Raw genomic sequence first — 19,071 nt, forward strand, 5'->3', positions numbered from 1 at the left:
GAAGTCTTTTGAGTACTTACCCATGAAAAACGCCCCATAAGGTTGGATAGGTGTCCAACATTTGGGGCGCAGTTCAATTTGTAGGAGCCAGCAAAGCTGGCGAACAGGAGGTTGCAGGTGATGTATTGTCAGGGTGCAGTCACATTCGCCCGCTGCGCTGGCTCTTACTGGTGGCGGGGCTGAAAGGGGGGTGATATGAATACAGGTGGGTCTTTAAAAGCGTTTCCATTGCTCTGGGTCGCCCTTGCCCTGGCAGGCTTTCAAGGCCTTGCGTATGCAGACATGCGCTGTGGAACCGCTCTGGTTGCTCAGGGCAACTCCACTTACCAAGTGCAGCGCAAGTGCGGGCCGCCCGCGCACCGTGAGGTCATGCCTGCGGCGCCGAACCCTAATCAACGCGGCCACAATCACGCGGCAACCATTGAGCACTGGGTCTATGGGCCGCGAAACGGCGCCTCTTATCAGCTTAAGTTCATCGACGGGCAACTGGTCAAAATAGACTCGTCGCGTTGATCACTTCCGCTGCCAGGGCTTAGCTTGGCAAAAAGGTTACGGTACCGCCAACCAGCGACGCGACCCGCGCCAGGGACTCCACTCGGTAGCCTTGCTCATCCAACTGCGCGCGCCCGGTTTGGAAGGATTTCTCGATTACGATACCCAAGCCAGCCACATGGGCGCCGGCTTGATGGATGATGGAGATCAGTGCCTGGGACGCACGGCCGTTGGCCAGAAAATCATCGATGATCAGCACGTGATCGTCCTTGGCCAAGTGCCGAGGAGAGATGGCCACGGTGCTTTCGGTTTGCTTGGTGAACGAATACACCGACGCGGTGAGCAGGTGTTCGGTCAAGGTCAGCGAGGCATGTTTGCGGGCGAAGATCACCGGCACCCCAAGGCACAGGCCGGCCATGACAGCGGGAGCGATGCCAGAGGCCTCGATGGTGACGATCTTGTCAATCTTCACACCCGCGAAGCGGCGGGCGAATTCTTCACCGATGGCTTGCATCAGGGCAGGGTCGATCTGGTGGTTCAGGAAGGCGTCGACCTTCAATACCTGATCGGATAAAACGATACCTTCTTCGCGGATCTTGTTATGCAGGGCTTGCACGGTGGTTCCTCGGCTCAACGCTTGAGCATGGCACGAATGTCGGCCAATGCATGGTTGCCCCGGGCGGCTTTTACCTCCACGGGGGTGTCTTGCAAACCTTCCCAGGCCAGGTCGTCCGGGGGCAGTTCGTCCAGAAAGCGACTGGGTGAACAGTCGATGACCTCCCCATATTGCTTGCGCTTGGCCGCAAAGGTGAACGCCAGGGTTTGGCGGGCGCGGGTAATGCCCACGTAGGCCAAGCGACGTTCTTCCTCGATGGTATCGGCTTCGATACTGGAACGGTGGGGCAGGATTTCTTCTTCCATGCCCATGATGAACACATAGGGAAACTCTAGCCCCTTGGACGCATGCAGGGTCATCATCTGCACGCCATCGGCGCCTTCTTCTTCCTCTTGCTGGCGCTCAAGCATGTCCCGCAGCACCAGCTTGCCGATGGCGTCCTCGATGGTCATGTCGCCGTCTTCGTCTTTTTCGAGGGTGTTCTTCAAGGCCTCGATCAAGAACCACACGTTCCCGATACGGTAGTCGGCGGCCTTGTCGCTGGAGCTGTTCTGGCGAATCCAGTTCTCGTAGTCGATATCCGTGACCATGGCGCGCAGTGCGGCAATGGGGTCAGCCTGGGCTACCTGATGGCGAACGCTGTCCATCCAGCGCTTAAAGCGCTGTAGACGGTCTACGAAGCGGCTGTCCAGGTGTTCGCCCAGGCCGAGCTCGGCGCTGGCGGCATACATGGAAATACGCCGCTCGGTGGCGTAGTTGCCCAGCTTTTCCAGGGTCGTCGAGCCGATCTCCCGGCGGGGCACGTTGATCACCCGCAGGTAAGCGTTGTCGTCGTCCGGGTTCACCAGCAGGCGGAAGTAAGACATCAGGTCTTTGACTTCTTGGCGCGCGAAAAAGCTGGTGCCGCCACTCAACCGATAGGGCACCTGATGGTGCTGCAATTTCAGCTCGATCAGCTTGGCCTGGTAATTACCCCGGTACAGGATGGCGAAGTCTCGGTAGGGGCGGTCGGTGCGCAGGTGCAAGGTGAGGATCTCCATCGCTACCCGCTCGGCCTCGGCGTCCTCGTTCTTGCAACGGATCACCCGAATCTCGTCGCCATGACCCATTTCGCTCCACAGTTGCTTTTCGAACGCATGGGGGTTGTTGGCGATCAGGGTGTTGGCACAGCGCAGGATGCGGCTGGTAGAGCGGTAGTTCTGCTCCAGCATCACAACCTTGAGCGAGGGGTAATCCTCTTTGAGCAGCATCAGGTTTTCAGGCCGCGCGCCACGCCAGGCATAGATGGACTGGTCATCGTCGCCCACCACCGTAAACTGATTGCGCGTGCCGATCAGTTGCTTGACCAGCAGGTACTGGCTGGCGTTGGTGTCCTGATACTCGTCCACCAGCAGATAGCGCACGCGGTTCTGCCATTTTTCCAGGATGTCCGTGTGTTCCTGAAACAGTTTGACCGGCAGCAGGATCAGGTCATCGAAATCCAACGCGTTGTAGGCCTTGAGGGTGCGCTGGTAGGCGGCATACACCACGGCGGCGGTTTGCTCACGCGGGTTACGGGCATTGGCCAAGGCCTCTGGTGGCAATATCAGGTCGTTCTTCCAGTTGCCGATCATGTGCTTGATGTCGTCGGCGCCGTCGTCCCCGGAATATTCCTTTTGCATGATATCGGTCAGCAACGCCTTGATATCGCCCTCATCGAAGATCGAAAACCCTGGTTTGTAACCAAGCCGGGCATATTCCTTGCGGATGATGTTCAAGCCCAGGTTGTGGAAGGTCGATACGGTGAGGCCACGGCCCTCGCTGCCACGCAGCAGGCTGGTGACACGCTCTTTCATCTCCCGCGCCGCTTTGTTGGTGAAAGTCACCGCAACGATGTACTGGGCACGCACGCCGCACTGTTGCACCAGGTAGGCGATTTTGCGAGTGATGACACTGGTTTTGCCAGAACCCGCGCCGGCCAGCACCAGCAGCGGGCCACCAACGTAGTTCACGGCTTCTTGTTGCCTGGGGTTGAGCCGGGACATAGGTATCAGGGGTTTGCTGAAAAAAAGGTCGCGCATTTTAGCAGGACAGGCGCTATATGCCGCGACCGTCTCTCGTACCTCTATGTTTTTTTGCAAAATTTGTTACTTTGCTTGTACGTGCCAGCCAACCGCCGGGAAGTGCCCCTGGGGCGCAGGTTTGCGGCCACGTAAACGGACCATGCCTGGGTGTTGGCTGGCATTTGGGCGCCTTTGCCCGCAGCCTTGCCATGCTCATAAGGAGCTCGCTTGTCTACGCTCACCGAACCCATGCGGCTGCTGCTGATCGCGCCTCAGGAAGGCTGGGAGATAGCGTTACGCGATTGTCTGCCTGGCTTGGGCGAGCCCTGCACGCTGGCGTGCGCGCCCGTTTGGGCCCCGCCGTGGGACGCACCTGGCGTGGAGGGCGAAGGCGTGCTGGTTGTGCTGGCCGCCCCTGAAAGCCAGCCGCCGGCCGGGCGTTGCACCTGGCCGCAGGTGCTGTTGCTGGACCAAGAGCCCAAGGAATCGCCAGTGGGCGCCAGTGATTGGTTGGTGCTGCCTGAATTGAGCCCCGGCGTGCTGCGCCGCTGCCTGCGCCACGTGCGAGAGCGCAGCGTATTGCAAGGCACCCTACAGCGCTTGGCCGAGCAAGACCCCCTGACGGGTATCGCCAACCGCCAAGGCTTTCTGACCATGCTAGCGACCAGCCTGGCCAGTGGCGATGGGCGCGGCTTGGCCCTGGGTCACCTGGACCTGGACAACTTCCGCCATGCCAATGACTCCTTGGGTTACCAGGCGGGGGATCAGCTTATCTTGCAGATGGTAGAAAGGCTCAAGGCGCAGCTGGAGCCTGGAGACCGGCTGGCTCGCCTAGGCGGTGACGAATTTGCCCTGCTGATCGACACCCGGCGCGATGCCCAGCGCGCCGAGCGCTTGGCCGAGCGTATCGTCGAAGCCCTGGGCGACCCCTACTGGGTCGGCGGCGAAAGCCTGTTGATCGGTTGCAGCCTGGGGATTGCCCACGGCAGCTTGCATACCGAGCCCGACCCACTCATGTGGCATGCTCACATCGCCATGCGCCAGGCCAAAAGCGTTCAGGGCTGCGCCTTCCACGTGTTCAACGAGCAGACCTACCTGCATGCGCGCAGCTTGGCCGATCAAGAGGGCGAGCTGCGCAGGGCCCTTCGTCGCGACGAATTCGAGATGCACTATCAGCCACGACTGGACCTTTCCAGCCAGCGGATCGTCGGCCTTGAGGCATTAGTGCGCTGGCGGCACCCAGAGCGTGGGCTGTTGGCGCCCAGTGAGTTCGTGCCCCTGGCTGAGCAAAGCGGGTTGATCATACCCTTAGGGTATTGGGTGCTGGCGCGGGCGCTGGAGGATATGCAGCGGCTACACAAGGCCGGCCTGGAGCCTTTGCACATGGCCGTGAATCTGTCCTTCCGGCAGTTTCAAGACAGCCAACTACTGAGCACCCTTAGCCGCCTGATTACTGAACGGGGCATTGACGCCAGTTGGCTGGAATTCGAATTGACCGAAACAGCGGTGATGCGCCGTAACGATCAGGTACGCCACACCATGGATGCCCTCGGCCAATTGGGCGTGCGCTTTTCTCTGGACGATTTCGGCACGGGCTTTTCCTCGTTCGTTCACCTGAGCAGCCTGCCTATCACGCTGTTGAAGATCGATCGCAGTTTCGTCGCCAACATGGAAGAACGGGCCGAAAGCCGTCAATTGGTGAAGGCAATGGTGGACCTGGCCCATAACCTGCGGCTACAGGTGGTCGCCGAAGGGGTAGAAACGTTGCGGCAACTGCACGAGCTTCGCGCCTTTGGTTGCGATCAGGTGCAGGGCTTCTTGATCAGCCGCCCCATGCCCATGCAACCCTTGCTAACGTATTTACACGCGGGGATGGGCACGCGAGCCTGGGCAGTGAGCGTTACTAGGTAGAGGCCTGAGTGATAGGCGCGGCAGCCGCGCCCAGCGGTGGGCTAAGCCGTTTCATTTTGATTTCGAAGGCGAGGGTCAGGCTGATGGCGGCGCAGGCCAGCCCCAGCGCCAGCCCCCACCAAACGCCCACCGCGCCAAAACCTGAGTGAAAAGCCAGCAGCCAGGCACAAGGCGCGCCGATCAGCCAGTAGCAGGCCAGGCCTACCAGGAAGGTCAGCCGGGCATCCTTCAGGCCCCGAATCGCGCCCATGGCCAAGGTTTGCACCCCATCGAACAGCTCGAACCAGGCCGCTACGGCCAACAGCTTCAGCGCCAGCTCGAAAATACTGGCGAAGGCAGGGTCTTTGCCGTCGATAAACAGGCCCACCAACACTTGTGGCGCTACCCACAGCACTACCGAAAAGCTCAGCATGATGAGGGCACCCGTACCAATCCCGATGCGCCCAGCCCTGCGGGCCAGTGCCAGGTGCCCGGCGCCGTAGTGGCCGCCAATGCGCAAGGTCACGGCGTAGGACATGCCTGCGGGTACCATGAACGCCACGGAGACGATCTGCAACGCGATTTGGTGCGCGCCCAGTTGGGTTTGCCCCAGGTTGCCCATGCACAGTGCCGCGAACGCGAACAGGCCCACTTCCACAGCGTAAGTGCCACCGATAGGCAAGCCCAGGCGCCACAGTTCCTTGATTGCCTGCACCGGCGGGCGGCTCAAGCCCTTGAGGAAGGGGTAGGCCGCAAAGCCCCGGTGGCGATTGAGGTACCACGCCAGGCTCAGCGCCATTAGCGTGAACACCGTGGTGGTGACCAAACCGATGCCCTTGAGCCCCAACTGCGGTAACCCAAGCCAGCCGTCGATCAGCGCCAGGTTAAGCACCAGGTTGAGCAGGGTGCCGGCGATACTGATCACCATCACCGGCGTAGCCTTGCCCACTGCGCTGGTAAAGCCGCGCAAGGCCATGAAGCTCAGCGAGCCGGGCAGGGCAAAGGCCAGCACCTTAAGAAAATCACTGGCCGTGGCAACGTTTTCGGCGGTTTGCCCCAGGTGCGGCAGGATCAATGGCAGGCACCACAGCACCACGCCCGCCACCAGGGCCAGGCACCAAGCCAACCATAAGCCGCCTTGGGTCAGGCGAGTAACACCTGCTGTATCCGCCGCACCGTGGCGGATGGAGACCAAGGTGCCGACGGCGGCCATCACCCCGATGCAAAAAATCGAGACAAAGGAATAACTGGCCGCGCCCAGGCTCCCGCCCGCCAGCGCTTGGGGGCTAATACGGGCCATCATCACCGTATCGGTAAGGATCATCAGCATATGGGCCAGTTGCGAGGCGATCAAAGGCCCGGCCAGGCGCAACAGGGCAGTGAGTTCAGAGCGAGCAGTCATGGGCATGGGAGGGCAAGTTTTATCCGAAACCGCGATTCTGCGCTTTGGCAGCACACCCGACAAAAGGATAATAGCGATTGCTGGCATGAGTTTTACTCATACTTGAGCAATTTTCAGAAGGAACCGCTCGATGACGCCTCGTTTGCCGCCTCTCTATGCCCTGCGCGCCTTCGAAGCCGCCGCGCGGCATTGCTCGTTCACCCGCGCCGCCGAAGAACTTTCCATCACCCAAAGCGCCGTCAGCCGCCACATGCGTACCCTGGAGGATTACTTCGGCTGCCGGTTGTTTATCCGCGCAGGCCGCAGCCTGGCCTTGAGCGAGTCGGCAAGGTTGTTGTTGCCAGGTATACGTGAAGGGTTTTCGTCCCTTGAGCGGGCATGCGCCACACTCATGAACGAAGATGGCACTGTACGCATGAAGGCGCCGCCCACCCTGACCATGCGCTGGTTACTGGCGCGCATCAGCCGGTACCGTCACCTACAGACCGGCAGCGAGGTGCAGCTCACCAGTGCCTGGATGGATGTAGACAACGTGGACTTCAGCCTGGAGCCCTTCGATTGCGCGGTATTGGTCAGCAACGGTCATTTCCCCCCAACCTGGGAGGCGACCTGGCTGTTCGATGAGCTATTGATCCCCGTGGGCGGGCCGGAACTGACGGGCCAGGCCCCATGGACCGTTACCGACCTGATAGGCACCGAACTGCTTCATCCCACCCCAGACCGCCGTGACTGGCGCTACTGGCTAAAACACATGGGGCTGGATACCCAGGTGTCCCTTAGTGGCGGCCAGGTATTCGATACCCTTGAGCTTGGCATGCTCGCCGCTGCCCGTGGCTACGGGATTTCCATCGGCGATTTGTCCCTGGTGGCCGAGGACGTGGCCGCGGGGCGGCTGAGCTTGCCCTGGCCTACCGCGGTCGCCAGCGGTGACAGCTATTATCTGGTATGGCCTGCCACGCGGCCAGGCAATGAGCGCATTCACCGGCTCAGTGAATTTTTGCGGCTGGAAGCGGCTGCCATGGTGTTGCCAGAGGTCACGCGCTTACGCTGAGCTTGGCAAAAAACCTCGCGCTAGGCTCAAGTAAACGAACATGCCGCCGAACTCTTGGCTAGAGATCCGGTAGAGGATCCACAAACCAACGCTTATACCCTTGGAAGCTCACGCCCGGAGCAGCCGGCATTTTCATCAGGAGCTAGAATGACTCAACCCCGCGCCCTTATCGCCAGGCAACTTGGCATTGCCTTGACTTTAGTCCTGGTGGTGGTGATCAGTGGCAGCACGGCCTTTGCCTTGCGTTCGCTGGACCAGGCTAACCTGGCTACCCGCGAACAACACATGGCCAGCGAGGCGCGGTTGTTGTCCGATCAGCTCGATACCTTCCATGACACCCTCCGGGAGAGCACCCAGCGCCTGAGCGGGTTGTTCGAGTCCCGTTTCGCCGCCGGGCTGACCCATCACCCTGAGCAGCCGATAACCGTGGCCGGTACCGCTACCCCTGGGCTATGGCTGGGTGATGAAGTGCTTAACAACAACCTGGCCGAGGCAGACGACTTCCGCAAGATGACCGCGGGCGTGGCCACAGTGTTCGTGCGCAGTGGCGACGACTTTATCCGTATCAGCACCTCCGTGACCAAGCAAGACGGCAGCCGCGCCATCGGCACCGTGCTCGACCATGCCAGCCCCGCGTACCCGCGCCTGATCGCGGGCCAGAATTATGTAGGCGCCACCGTGCTGTTCGGGCGCAACTTCATGACCCAGTACACCCCCGTGCGGGACGCTGGCGGCAAGGTGATCGCAGTATTGTTCGTAGGCTTCGATTACACCGACGCGCAAAAAACCCAGTTCAACAACCTGGGCGAGTTCCGTATCGGCAAAAGCGGCTCGCTGGCCTTGCTTGATGCCCAGAATCAATGGCTGGTACCGCCCGCGGGCGTGAAAAACCTCGAAACGGCAGCCAAGGTTATTCGCGAAGACGGCGAAGCCATGAAAAAAGGCCACTTCTGGAACGACGGCGAAGGTGATTTCTATTCGGTGGCCGTTCCATTCGCCAAGGGCCCCTGGAGCGTGGTCGCCACCATGCCGATGGAAGAGCTGCGCGCAGTGACTTGGAGCGTGGGTACCAAGCTGGTGCTTGGCAGCCTGTTGGCTACGGTGCTGGCGGTCGCCGCGGCGATGATCCTGCTGCGTCGGCGGCTCAAGCCCTTGGGTGACTTGGTTCGCCAGGCAGAAGCCCTGGGCGCGGGGGACCTGGAAGCGCGGCTGAATGTGGCCGGCAACGACGAAATCGCCCAACTGGCGCGCAGCTTCAACCATATGGGCGACGCCCTGTCGACCATGGTTCGCCATATTCGCACCGCGGCTGGGCAAGTCAGCGACCGTGCCCAGGCGTTGTCCAGCCTGTCTGCCGGGGCTTACGAAGGCATGGAACAACAAAGCGGCGAAATCACCAGCATGGCCGGCGCCGTGGAAGAGTTCAGCGCTACCTCTTTAAACATCGCCGACAACATGAGCGAAACCGAACGCCTGGCCCAACAGAACGCCGAGCATACCCGCACCGGTCGCGCTTCCATGGAGCAAGCCTCCGCGTCCCTGGAACAGATCGCGGGGGCCTTGAGCGATACGGCCAAGGTGGTCGACACCCTTGGCCAGCGCTCTCAGGAAATCGGCGGGATTGTTGGGGTCATCACTTCCATTGCTGAGCAAACCAACCTGTTGGCGCTCAACGCGGCCATCGAAGCGGCACGGGCGGGTGAGCAGGGCCGGGGCTTTGCGGTGGTAGCGGACGAAGTGCGCAGTTTGGCCTCACGCACGCGGCAGGCGACCGATGAAATCTCCTCGATGATCGCTAACATTCAGCAGCAAACCGGCCAGGCGATCCAGACCATGGAGCAGGGCAACCACCTGATGCAAGAAGGCCTGTCCCGTAACGCTCGGGTAGCCGATGCCTTGTCGCGGATCGACGAACAAAGCCGTATGGCTGGCCAGCAGTTTGCGGCTATTTCCACGGCTACTCAGGAGCAAAGCGAAACCGCTACCTTGCTGAGCAGCAACCTGCAAAGTATCGCCTCGGTCAACAGCGAGCAGCGGGAAGTGGTATCCAACCTGGCGAGCACTGCCCGGGATTTGGAAAACCTCGCCGCTGGGCTGAACCGCGAAGTGGACCGGTTCCGCGTTCGCGGCTGATTCACCCCCCGCGCGAGCCTTGGACTAACGCGGGTGCGCGACAGGGTAGGGCTTATACCAGCCTTACCCCGAGCCGAGCCGCGCAGGCTTCCAGCGAGCGCTGCTGGGTTTGGGCGTACAGCGCCATTTCATCGACAACCGGCCGCCCCAGGGCCTGTTCGAACTGCTCGCGGTTGGCGTTACTGCCGTAATCGCTGCGGGCGTCCCCTCCCAGGTTGGACTGGAATATCCCGGCCGCACTGACCGGCAGAAAGTCTTCGTACACCACCGGTTCGCAGCGGATGGCGCCCTCTGTCAGCAACGCCTCCAGGCTTTTCTCCTGGCCCACCTGGGCCGTTCCTTCGGCCGTGGGCCAATAGCGAAACCACGCCAGTTTCTGGGTACGCAGTTGCTTGGCATCATCGGGGAAGCCCTTGAACGCGGCCTGTAGCAGGGCGTTATAAGCTTGAGGGTCGCGCTCGGCAGGTACACCCTTGAGGCCAGCGCGGGCTTCCTCTAACAATTGGTCATACAAGGCGCGCCCCTTGGGGGTCAGGGCCGCGCCGCGTTGTTCTATCTCGCCGAAGCGCGCGCTATGGGAGCCTGCCGCCGCGCCTTCTGGCCCATTGAAGGCAACTCCTTCTTCCAAGGCCTTGAAACTGGTTTGCCGTAGCAAGATCGGCTGGTGTCGAGCCGGCGGGCCCTCGACCACTGCCTTTGGGGCAATGCCATGGCTGGGCATCAGCTGCTGTACACGGTCGATATCCAGCGTGCGCGGGGTAAGGTGATTGATATGGGGCCCTTTGAATGCCACGACATCGGCGATCAACCGGTGCTGCCCAAGCAATTGCTCGTACTGCGCGCGGCTCACCCTGGCCTGCGGGTGCCAACGGAAGGTTTCCAGGGCATGGGTCACAAAGGTTTGGGCGTCTGCCTCGGTCAGCCCGCCTTGGGTTTCGTGCCGCTCGATCAACGCTAGCGCCTGAGGGGTGAATATCTGCCGGCTGGCCAGCAGCTGACTTGCCAGGGCGCGAAGCTCGGCACTGTCGATCAGCTCCAGGCGCAGCAACGAGGTGAACACCCGAAACGGGCTGACCTTAAGGCTGTCTTCGTGAACGGGCCTAAAGGCTGTGGAGTGCACTGGCACGCCGGCTGAAGACAAATCGTAGTAGCCCACCGGCTCCATGCCCATCACCGCGAACAATCGCGCCAGGGTGGCCAATTCCTGCGCGGTACCGACCCGGATCGCCCCATGGCGCTCCTCGCTCAGCCGCTCGAACTCACCCCCTTGGCGCAGTGCCTGGGCGATGTTCGGCTGGGCCTCAAGGGTATCGCGGTTCACCTGAGCGACCAGGTCGAGCAGGTTGCCATACAGGGGTACTTCTTCTCGATACATGGCGGACATCGCTTGGGAGAAGCGGGCACGGATGTCATCGGGGCGGGCAAAACCGGTGGTGGGCATGGGAGGCTCCGTGGCGGAAATCGGCAGGGGTATATAAGCGGCCACGCCTGTAGCCAGGCAAGCGAAAAAAAGTCCCAGGGTCATTCCTGGTTTTCCTGAATCAAAGCACTGGCCTGGCATGCTGTATTGGGTAGCTGTCGTCATTCCGGGTAGGAATGATGTGCTGCCAAAACCTCGCTTGAGGTATAGCCCATGACAAGGCGACTATCCTTGTCATCCTCGCCTGACCCGTTTTGGAGAAATCATATGATCGACGGCTTGCTGGAGCGCTTGGGTGTACCTGCCCCGGCCTACAAAGGCGGGGGGCACCCCGTGCGTACCCCCATCGATGGCAGCCAGATCGGCGCGGTGCGGCTGCAAGGCAAGGCCGAGGCTGACGCCTGCATCAGCACGGCCCATGACGCCTTTTTAGCCTGGCGCAACGTACCCGCGCCTCGCCGTGGTGAGCTGGTGCGGTTGCTGGCCGAAGTGCTACGCGAGCACAAGGCCGCGCTGGGCGAGCTGGTTTCGGTAGAAGCCGGCAAGATCACCCAGGAAGGGCTGGGTGAAGTGCAGGAAATGATCGACATTTGCGATTTCGCCGTTGGGCTGTCCCGCCAGCTTTACGGCCTGACCATCGCTTCGGAGCGCCCCGGCCACCATATGCGCGAAACCTGGCACCCGCTGGGTGTGATCGGGGTGATCAGCGCGTTCAACTTCCCCGTGGCGGTATGGGCCTGGAACACTGCGCTGGCGCTGGTGTGCGGCAATGCGGTGGTGTGGAAGCCTTCGGAAAAAACCCCGCTCACCGCGCTTGCCTCCCATGCCTTGCTCGAAGAAGCCATCAAGCGCTTTGGCGAGGCCCCGGCGGGCCTGTCGCAGGTCCTGATCGGTGACCGCGAAGCAGGCGAAGCCTTGGTGGATAATCCCAAGGTCGCGTTGCTTAGCGCCACGGGCAGCACCCGCATGGGCCGGGAAGTCGGCCCACGGGTGGCGGCACGCTTTGGCCGCAGCCTGCTGGAACTCGGTGGCAACAATGCGATGATCCTGGCGCCCAGTGCCGACCTGGACCTGGCGGTGCGCGGCATTCTATTTTCGGCGGTGGGAACGGCAGGCCAGCGTTGCACGACCTTGCGGCGGTTGATCGTCCATCGCTCCATAAAGGATGAAGTGGTCACCCGGGTAAAGGCGGCCTACGCCAAGGTACGCATTGGCGACCCCCGCGAGCACAATCTGGTTGGCCCGCTGATCGACCAACAAGCCTTCGAAGCCATGCAAGACGCCCTTGCCCGCGCCAGAGCCGAGGGTGGCCAGGTGCATGGCGGCGAGCGTCAGCTTCAGGCGCAATACCCCAATGCCTGGTACGTCTCCCCGGCATTGGTTGAAATGCCGGGGCAAACCGCTGTCGTGCGCCATGAAACCTTCGCGCCCATCCTCTATGTGATGGCCTACGATGACTTCGAGCAGGCGTTGGCCCTCAACAACGAGGTGCCGCAAGGCCTGAGCTCGTGCATCTTTACCACTGACCTGCGCGAAGCCGAACGCTTCCAGGGTGCGTCGGGCAGTGACTGCGGCATCGCCAACGTCAACATCGGCACCAGCGGCGCGGAGATTGGCGGCGCTTTCGGGGGTGAAAAGGAAACCGGCGGGGGTCGTGAGTCCGGTTCGGATGCCTGGCGGGCCTATATGCGTCGGCAAACCAACACGGTCAACTATTCCCGCGAACTGCCGCTGGCCCAGGGCATCGTGTTCGACTGACCCATCTAACCGCCACTTGCGGAGCGCTTGCGATGCCGCCACGCCCGTTGCGCCAAAGCTGTTTGTGGGAAGCCGTACTGCCCCCCGCGCATAACGGCAGGGCAAACCTGCCAGCGCGTGCTCAGGTATGCGTGATCGGTGGGGGCATCACCGGTTTGAGCGCGGCGATCCGCCTGCTGGAGCGGGGTTACCAAGTGCTATTGCTCGATGCTTATCGGGTAGGGCATGGAGGGTCCGGGCGCAACGTGGGCCTGGTCAACGCCGGTACCTGGATCAAACCTGATGAGGTGGAAGAAACCCTGGGTACCGAAGTGGGCAAGCGCCTGAACCAGGTACTGGGCGAGGCGCCGGCGAAGGTATTCGACACCATTGCCCGTCACGGTATCGACTGCCAGGCGCGCCACCAGGGCACCCTGCACATGGCCCACAATGCCCGTGGCGTGGCTGACCTTCAGGCTCGGCAGCAGCAATGGAGCCGCCGCGGTGCGCCAGTCGAGCTGCTGACCGGCGCCCGTTGCAGGGAGTATTGCGGCACTGACAAGGTGTCCGCGGCTTTGCTAGACCACCGGGCTGGCACCCTCAACCCCATGGCCTATACCCGTGGGCTGGCTGCTACCTTGGAGCGCCTCGGCGGCACCCTTTGCCAGGAGGCGCCGGTCACCGGGTTGCACCGAGAAGGCTCTGCCTGGCGGGTGACCACTAGCGCGGGCAGCGTGGAGGCAGACAACGTGGTGATCTCCACGGGTGCCTACACCGAGGGCGACTGGAACACCCTTAAGGCCAATTACTTTCGCGGCTATTACCTGCAAGTGGCGTCCACGCCGCTCAGCGGCCCAGCGGCAGACGCCATCCTGCCCCACGCCCAAGGCTCTTGGGACACCCGCACGGTACTCAGTAGCATTCGCCGCGACGATCAGGGCCGTCTGTTATTAGGCAGCCTGGGGCGGCTGGATAACAAGCCTGAGTGGTTCGTGCGCAGTTGGGCCGATCGCATCCAGCGCCATTACTTCCCCGAACTGGGCAAGGTGGAGTGGGAATGCCATTGGACAGGCGCGATCGACTTCACCCCCGATCACCTGATGCGCCTGTACGAACCTGCCGCCGGCCTGATTGCCGTGACAGGCTATAACGGCCGGGGCAACACCACTGGTACCGTGCTGGGGGCTGCCATGGCGGACTTTCTTATCAATGGCCGGGCCGATGACCTGCCCATGCCCTTTTCCAGCAGCCGCCCGGTCAGTTTGCCTGGCCTACGCACTGGGTTCTACGAAGCCGGCTTCTCGCTCTACCACGCTGGCCAGTGCCTGAGGGTGGTGCTGTAGGAAACATGCCGAATCTGCGCGCCTAATAACGTTCAAGTCAGTCATTGCCGGCAAAGCGGTTGCCTGTGCCGTGCCACTGCTGTTCGAATAGGCCTCTGTTAACGGACAGAGGCTGTGCCAGTGCTACACCGACGCCATGTGTTAACCCTCACCGCCGCTGTCGCGCTAGCGCCCTGGCTTGGCGCGGTCGCCTCCGACGCGTCGTCCTTCACTGAGCGCTTCCAGACCTTGGAGCACGCATTGAACGGCCGCCTGGGGGTGTGTGCGCTCGCGGTCGAAACCGGCCGTCTGCTCACTTGGCGAGGTGACGAGCGCTTCCCTGTGTGTAGCACCTTCAAATGGGTATTGGCCGCTGCCGTGCTGCACCAGTTCGGCCACGGGCAAGACCTGCTGCGGCGAATACGCTACGGCCAGGCTGACATGGTCGCTTACTCACCCATCAGCGAGCAGCACATGGCCGATGGCATGACCCTGGGCGAACTCTGCGCTGCGGCCGTGCAATACAGCGACAACACCGCTGCGAACCTGCTGCTGCGAGAAGTAGGCGGCCCTGCCGGGCTAACGGCCTTTGCCCGAGGGCGCGGTGATCAGCAGTTCCGCCTGGACCGGTGGGAGCCGGACCTCAACACTGCCATGCCCGGCGACCCTCGGGACACCAGCACCCCCAGCGCCATGGCGCACACGTTGCACAACCTGCTGCTCGGCAACGGCCTGACCGATGCCCAACGGCGACAATTGACCAACTGGATGCTGGGTAATACCACCGGTAACGCACGCATACGCGCAGGCGTGCCGAAAGGCTGGGCCGTGGCCGACAAAACCGGCACCGGCGCTTACGCCTCGGCTAGCGACGTGGGCATGGTCTGGCCAGCCCAAGGCGGCCCCGTAGCCATTGCCATCTACACCACGCAGCCGTCTTCGGCCAAGGCGGCTCCACGTGACGACATCATTGCCGGGGCCGCCAAGGTGGTTGTGGAGTGGGCGCGGGGCTAGGGTGGTGATCTTGAACAAGTCAGGCCATGGCGCAGGCCATCTCCACGAAATTGGCCAGCACCGGAATGTTGGCTTCGCGGGCATGTACCAGGGTGATGGGCGCGACCAACCGGGGCGTGGCTTCCAGTAGCTTGCAATACACCACGCTGGCGCCGTGAAACCCGCGCATGGACGCCGGCACCACAGACACGCCCGCACCGGCGGCCACCAGGTTGATGTTGGTCAGCATGCGCTCAACCTCGAAGGCAATGCGTGGAACGAAGCCTGCGTGCTCGCAAGCCTGTACCAGGTTACCGTAGAGCCCCGGCGCGCCGTGGCTGCGAACCAGAATAAACGCCTCCTGCGCCAGTTGGGCCAGGCTGAACCCGTGGTCCTCAGTGCCACGCTGAGCCAGCAGCGGATGGCCGACGGGCAATACCAATAGCATGTCTTCTTCAAGCAGCGCACGGAACGTCAGGTTTTCCGGGCGGGCTACGGGGGCGCGTAGAAACCCGATGTCTAGCCGCTGCTCGGCCAGCTCACAGGTCAACTCGCGGGCGTTGCCTTCACTGAGCAGCAGGCTGACGCCAGGGTACTGGGCGCGATAAGCCCTGAGCAGCGCCGGAATGGCCGGGTGCGCGGCGGCAGAGGTAGTGAACCCGACCTTTAGGCTGCCTGCATAGCCAGCGGCAGCCAGGGCCGCGTGACGGCTCGCATCTTGAACACGGTTGAGGATCTCTCGGGCCTCGGCAAGAAATACCTGCCCGCCAGGGGTCAGGTCTATGCCTTTGGGGTGGCGGATAAACAGCGCGAAACCCAACTCTTGCTCCAGCGCCTTGATTTGCTGACTTAGCGGCGGCTGCTGCATGTTTAGGCGGGCGGCGGCACGAGTGAAGTGGCGCTCCTCAGCGACCATCAGGAAGTAGCGCAGGTGTCGGAGTTCCATAGTGCCATGGCCATGAGAGCGAGGGATGGCACCAATGGCGCTACCCAGGCGGACGTTTTATTATGATTGCCCGCCGGTACCGGGCGCCGTTCGACAAGCCTGCCCAATCCCGCCCGAGATTGGCAAGGTGTTAAGCATCATAATAACGATTACAAGCGGACCGCCAATGCTCGTCAGGTTACTCAAAAGCTCAGCATTGCATATTGTTGTGGCGATCGTTGCAGGCGTGGCGTTAGGCCTGCTGGACCCGCCGCGGGCCATAAGCATGAAGGTGCTCAATGACTGCTTTATTCGAGTGGTCGGGTGGCTGTTGCCGGTCATGATGTTCCTGCTGGTGGCCTCTGGCGTAGCTGGGCTAATGGGCACAGGCCGCGCCCTGGCCCTGCGCGTGGCGCTGTATTTTCAAGCCATGGCGCTGTTGTCGCTGGCGATTGGCGCGGCAATCGCGCTAGTGATGCGCCCAGGCAGTAGCTACGGCCTGCCGTTGCTCCACACCACCGAGTGGCCCGCCGAGGTCAATTCATTGCCGGCCTACGGTGGTTTGCTGGAGCAGCATGGGCTATGGGTTGCTCAGGTGCTGGGCAAAGCGCTAAGCCATAGCTTGGTACTGCAGGTCATGCTCGCCGGGCTATTGTTCGGTGCTTTCGCGGGGCGTGCGGCGCCTACTTCCGTGGCACTGCGGGCCCACCTGGAGCAGTGTCTCGCATGGCTGTTCAAGCTATTGAGGAAGGTGCTGCTGTTCGCACCCTTAGCCGCTTTCGGCGCCATGGCCTTTACCTTCGGTAAGTTCGGGGTGGGGTCAGCCTGGCCGTTGCTTAAGTTTGTCGTAGTGATGTACTTGGCCTCTGCACTGCTCATAGGGTTAGCGTTCACCCTGCTGGCGCGCTTGGCCGGGGCGCGGTTGTGGCGCTTGATCTTGTTTATCAAGGAGGAGCTGCTACTGGTGGTGTTCACCGGTTCGTCTGTCGCGGCACTGCCCGGCTTGGTGAGCAAATTGCAACAGCTAGGCTGCGATCTCCACGTTGTAAGGTTGGTACTGTCCACCGGCTACACCTTCAACCTTAATGGCTCAAACCTTTACCTCATCACCGCCCTGTTGTTTCTGGCGCAGATGGCGGGGGTCGAGTTGAGCCTAGCCCAGGTAGCCACGCTACTAGCGGTGGCCATGGTGACCTCCCTTGGCTCTACCAGCATGGCCGGCTCGGCCTTCTTTACTCTTCTTCTTACCCTCGACCTGCTACAGCTGGTGCCGCTGGAGAGTGCGGGCCTTCTGTTGGGCGTTGAGCGCCTGCTGAAATGCCGCTCCGTGACCAATGTGCTGGGCAACTGCGTAGCCTGCCTGGTTATGGCGCGCTGGCAGCACACACTGGACCGCCCGGCATTGCAGCAAGGGTTAAGCGCAAGCTGAAGGGCCTGCGCTTAGGCTTATCAATTTTTCGACGGTGATAGCTTATTGAAGGCACGGTCGAGGCCGCTTTCGGCGTTGACCAGCTTGTCGCGCTTTTCCTTAAGCCACTGGCGGTCGCCATCGAGTGCCTTGTGAGCTTCGGCAAGCATGCGTTTGACCTCTTTAGGCTGCGGGCCACCAGTGCCTTTGCGGGTGTTGACCATATTCTGCGGGGATAGCGCGGCGCGGAAGGTGGCTTCATCCAACGGCAGGGTATTGGCCGTCCACTTGTACTTGTCAGCGGCCTGAGCATAAAGCTTCTGCGCATGATCGTAGGGGAAGGTCTTGGGGGTAAAACCGTTGTCGCGTGCTTCTTCCACAATCAGCGAAGCGAAGCTGTGGCCGATGCGGAAGGGTACTTTATGCAGCCGCTCAAGGGTGTCGGCCAACTCCATGGAGGTGGTCCATTCGTTTTCCAGCTCCTGAAGCGCGCGTTGCGGATTCACCTGTAGCGCATCGAGCACGGCGTCCATGGCGCCGAACATGTCACGGGTGGAATCGAACACGCCCAGGGAGTCGAAGGCAAACTTGTAATCGGTCATGCCGGTGGTCACGTTGTGCGCGCGCAGGGTCACGGTCTGGGCCAAGCCGACGACGTCTGAAGACGTCTCGCGGGCCCGCATCAACAGACCAGGGTTACGCTTCTGGGGCATGGCGCTGCTGGTGTAGGTTTTTTCTTCATCCAGCAGCAGCCAGGGGCGGATCTGGTGGTATTGGGTGTGGATGTCACCAATCATCGCGCCAATACGAATCGCCGCGGACGAAGTAATGTTCGCCGCCTCGATCGGAATGTCATAGGTCGATACCTGGCTGGAGTCCAAGGAGTTTTCCCGCACACCGTCAAAGCCCAGCAGCTCGGCCAGGCGCTCACGGTTCAAAGGGTAGGCAGAGTTGGCCAGTACGGCAGTACCCATTGGGCTGAGGTTCAGCCGCTGATATAACTCACGAACGCGCTGACCATCGCGGTCGAATGCCGCCTCGAAGGCTAGTAGGTAATGGGCATAGCTGATGGGCATGGCCTGCACGCCGTTGGTGTAAGCCGGCACCAGGGTGTCGATGTTTTTGCCAGCAAGCTCGAGAATGCGCTGGCGAGTAGCGTTCAGCGCTTCGTCCATGGCCAGTACGTCACTGCGCAATTTGGCCAGGCGGTAGGTAGCGAGCATGTCCTGGCGGCTGCGGCCAGAGTGAATCAGCGAAGCCTCTGGGCCGATCTTGTCGGTCATGATCTGCTCCAGCTGCAACACATCCGTAAGGCGCTTGCCGTTGGCCTGCTCGCCTTGGTCGATGGCGTAACGTACGCCGCCAGCGATCTTCTGGCCCAATTCTGGCGTGACGATGCCTTCTTCGGTAAGCATCACGATAGAGGCCTTGTTGATGCGGTTGAGCCAGGCGAATTGGCCCTCGCTTGGGTTGCCCTTGGCCTTGGGTTTCTCAACGGAGGCTCCGATCTTCGCGGCTTGGGCTGAACACTGTTCGGTGGTGGTGCAGGGCACCTCGGCGGTATTGGCGGCGTAAACCTGGTGGCTGCCGAACAAGGCAAAGGCGACGGCCAGGTGAAGCAGGCGTTTGGTGCTGGGCAT

14 protein-coding genes are annotated in these 19,071 nt (G+C 61.7%); 8 read left to right on the forward strand and 6 right to left on the reverse strand.

Annotated features, from left to right (window positions below; translation table 11 throughout):
• Positions 1 to 195 precede the first annotated feature (195 nt).
• Positions 196 to 513 carry a DUF2845 domain-containing protein gene (locus tag ACWKV4_RS19145; RefSeq protein WP_483833741.1) on the forward strand — a complete coding sequence of 106 codons (318 nt, stop codon included), beginning with the start codon at positions 196 to 198 and terminating at the stop codon, positions 511 to 513.
• 19 nt (positions 514 to 532) lie between these two features.
• Here the strand turns inward: ACWKV4_RS19145 and ACWKV4_RS19150 are convergent, their stop codons facing one another.
• Together ACWKV4_RS19150 and rep are read right to left on the reverse strand one after the other, a co-directional pair.
• On the reverse strand, positions 533 to 1,108 hold the full coding sequence (locus ACWKV4_RS19150; protein ID WP_483833740.1) for a xanthine phosphoribosyltransferase: 576 nt from the start codon (positions 1,106 to 1,108) through the stop codon (positions 533 to 535).
• Between the two features lie 14 nt (positions 1,109 to 1,122).
• Positions 1,123 to 3,132 carry a DNA helicase Rep gene (rep, locus tag ACWKV4_RS19155; protein WP_483833739.1) on the reverse strand — a complete coding sequence of 670 codons (2,010 nt, stop codon included), beginning with the start codon at positions 3,130 to 3,132 and terminating at the stop codon, positions 1,123 to 1,125.
• Positions 3,133 to 3,378: 246 nt separating this feature from the next.
• On the opposite strand from rep, the gene ACWKV4_RS19160 reads away from it, so the two are divergent.
• Complete coding sequence (locus ACWKV4_RS19160) at positions 3,379 to 5,061, forward strand: putative bifunctional diguanylate cyclase/phosphodiesterase (RefSeq protein ID WP_483833738.1); 1,683 nt, start codon at positions 3,379 to 3,381, stop codon at positions 5,059 to 5,061.
• Here ACWKV4_RS19160 and ACWKV4_RS19165 read toward each other — a convergent pair.
• Positions 5,054 to 6,448 carry a NorM family multidrug efflux MATE transporter gene (locus tag ACWKV4_RS19165; protein ID WP_483833737.1) on the reverse strand — a complete coding sequence of 465 codons (1,395 nt, stop codon included), beginning with the start codon at positions 6,446 to 6,448 and terminating at the stop codon, positions 5,054 to 5,056. The two genes, ACWKV4_RS19160 and ACWKV4_RS19165, sit on opposite strands and share 8 nt — an antisense overlap.
• A gap of 124 nt (positions 6,449 to 6,572) precedes the next feature.
• Here ACWKV4_RS19165 and ACWKV4_RS19170 point away from each other — a divergent pair, with 124 nt between their 5' ends.
• On the forward strand, positions 6,573 to 7,493 hold the full coding sequence (locus ACWKV4_RS19170; protein WP_483833736.1) for a LysR substrate-binding domain-containing protein: 921 nt from the start codon (positions 6,573 to 6,575) through the stop codon (positions 7,491 to 7,493).
• 147 nt (positions 7,494 to 7,640) lie between these two features.
• Positions 7,641 to 9,626 carry a methyl-accepting chemotaxis protein gene (locus tag ACWKV4_RS19175; protein ID WP_483833735.1) on the forward strand — a complete coding sequence of 662 codons (1,986 nt, stop codon included), beginning with the start codon at positions 7,641 to 7,643 and terminating at the stop codon, positions 9,624 to 9,626.
• 52 nt (positions 9,627 to 9,678) lie between these two features.
• On the opposite strand, the gene hglS is transcribed toward ACWKV4_RS19175, so the two are convergent.
• The gene (gene hglS / locus ACWKV4_RS19180) at positions 9,679 to 11,067 is read right to left on the reverse strand and encodes a 2-oxoadipate dioxygenase/decarboxylase HglS (protein ID WP_483833744.1); all 1,389 of its coding nucleotides are present in this window, start codon (positions 11,065 to 11,067) and stop codon (positions 9,679 to 9,681) included.
• A 246-nt stretch (positions 11,068 to 11,313) separates the two neighbouring features.
• Here hglS and amaB point away from each other — a divergent pair, with 246 nt between their 5' ends.
• The 3 genes from amaB to bla all read left to right on the forward strand — a co-directional run bounded on the left by amaB (position 11,314) and on the right by bla (position 15,119).
• A complete protein-coding gene (gene amaB, locus ACWKV4_RS19185) occupies positions 11,314 to 12,804 on the forward strand; it encodes an L-piperidine-6-carboxylate dehydrogenase (RefSeq protein ID WP_483833734.1) in 1,491 nt (496 codons plus the stop codon).
• A gap of 32 nt (positions 12,805 to 12,836) precedes the next feature.
• Positions 12,837 to 14,126, forward strand: a complete 1,290-nt coding sequence (amaA, locus tag ACWKV4_RS19190) for an L-pipecolate oxidase (RefSeq protein WP_483833733.1) — start codon at positions 12,837 to 12,839, stop codon at positions 14,124 to 14,126.
• A 120-nt stretch (positions 14,127 to 14,246) separates the two neighbouring features.
• Positions 14,247 to 15,119, forward strand: a complete 873-nt coding sequence (bla, locus tag ACWKV4_RS19195) for a class A beta-lactamase (protein WP_483833743.1) — start codon at positions 14,247 to 14,249, stop codon at positions 15,117 to 15,119.
• A 19-nt stretch (positions 15,120 to 15,138) separates the two neighbouring features.
• Here bla and ACWKV4_RS19200 read toward each other — a convergent pair whose 3' ends face one another.
• A complete protein-coding gene (locus ACWKV4_RS19200) occupies positions 15,139 to 16,044 on the reverse strand; it encodes a LysR family transcriptional regulator (RefSeq protein WP_483833732.1) in 906 nt (301 codons plus the stop codon).
• A 166-nt stretch (positions 16,045 to 16,210) separates the two neighbouring features.
• Here ACWKV4_RS19200 and ACWKV4_RS19205 point away from each other — a divergent pair, with 166 nt between their 5' ends.
• The gene (locus ACWKV4_RS19205; protein ID WP_483833731.1) at positions 16,211 to 17,452 is read left to right on the forward strand and encodes a cation:dicarboxylate symporter family transporter; all 1,242 of its coding nucleotides are present in this window, start codon (positions 16,211 to 16,213) and stop codon (positions 17,450 to 17,452) included.
• A 20-nt stretch (positions 17,453 to 17,472) separates the two neighbouring features.
• Here ACWKV4_RS19205 and ACWKV4_RS19210 read toward each other — a convergent pair whose 3' ends face one another.
• Entirely contained in the window at positions 17,473 to 19,071 is a 1,599-nt protein-coding gene (locus tag ACWKV4_RS19210) for an argininosuccinate lyase (RefSeq protein WP_483833730.1), read from the reverse strand.

It is taken from the genome of Pseudomonas artemisiae (assembly GCF_057128685.1).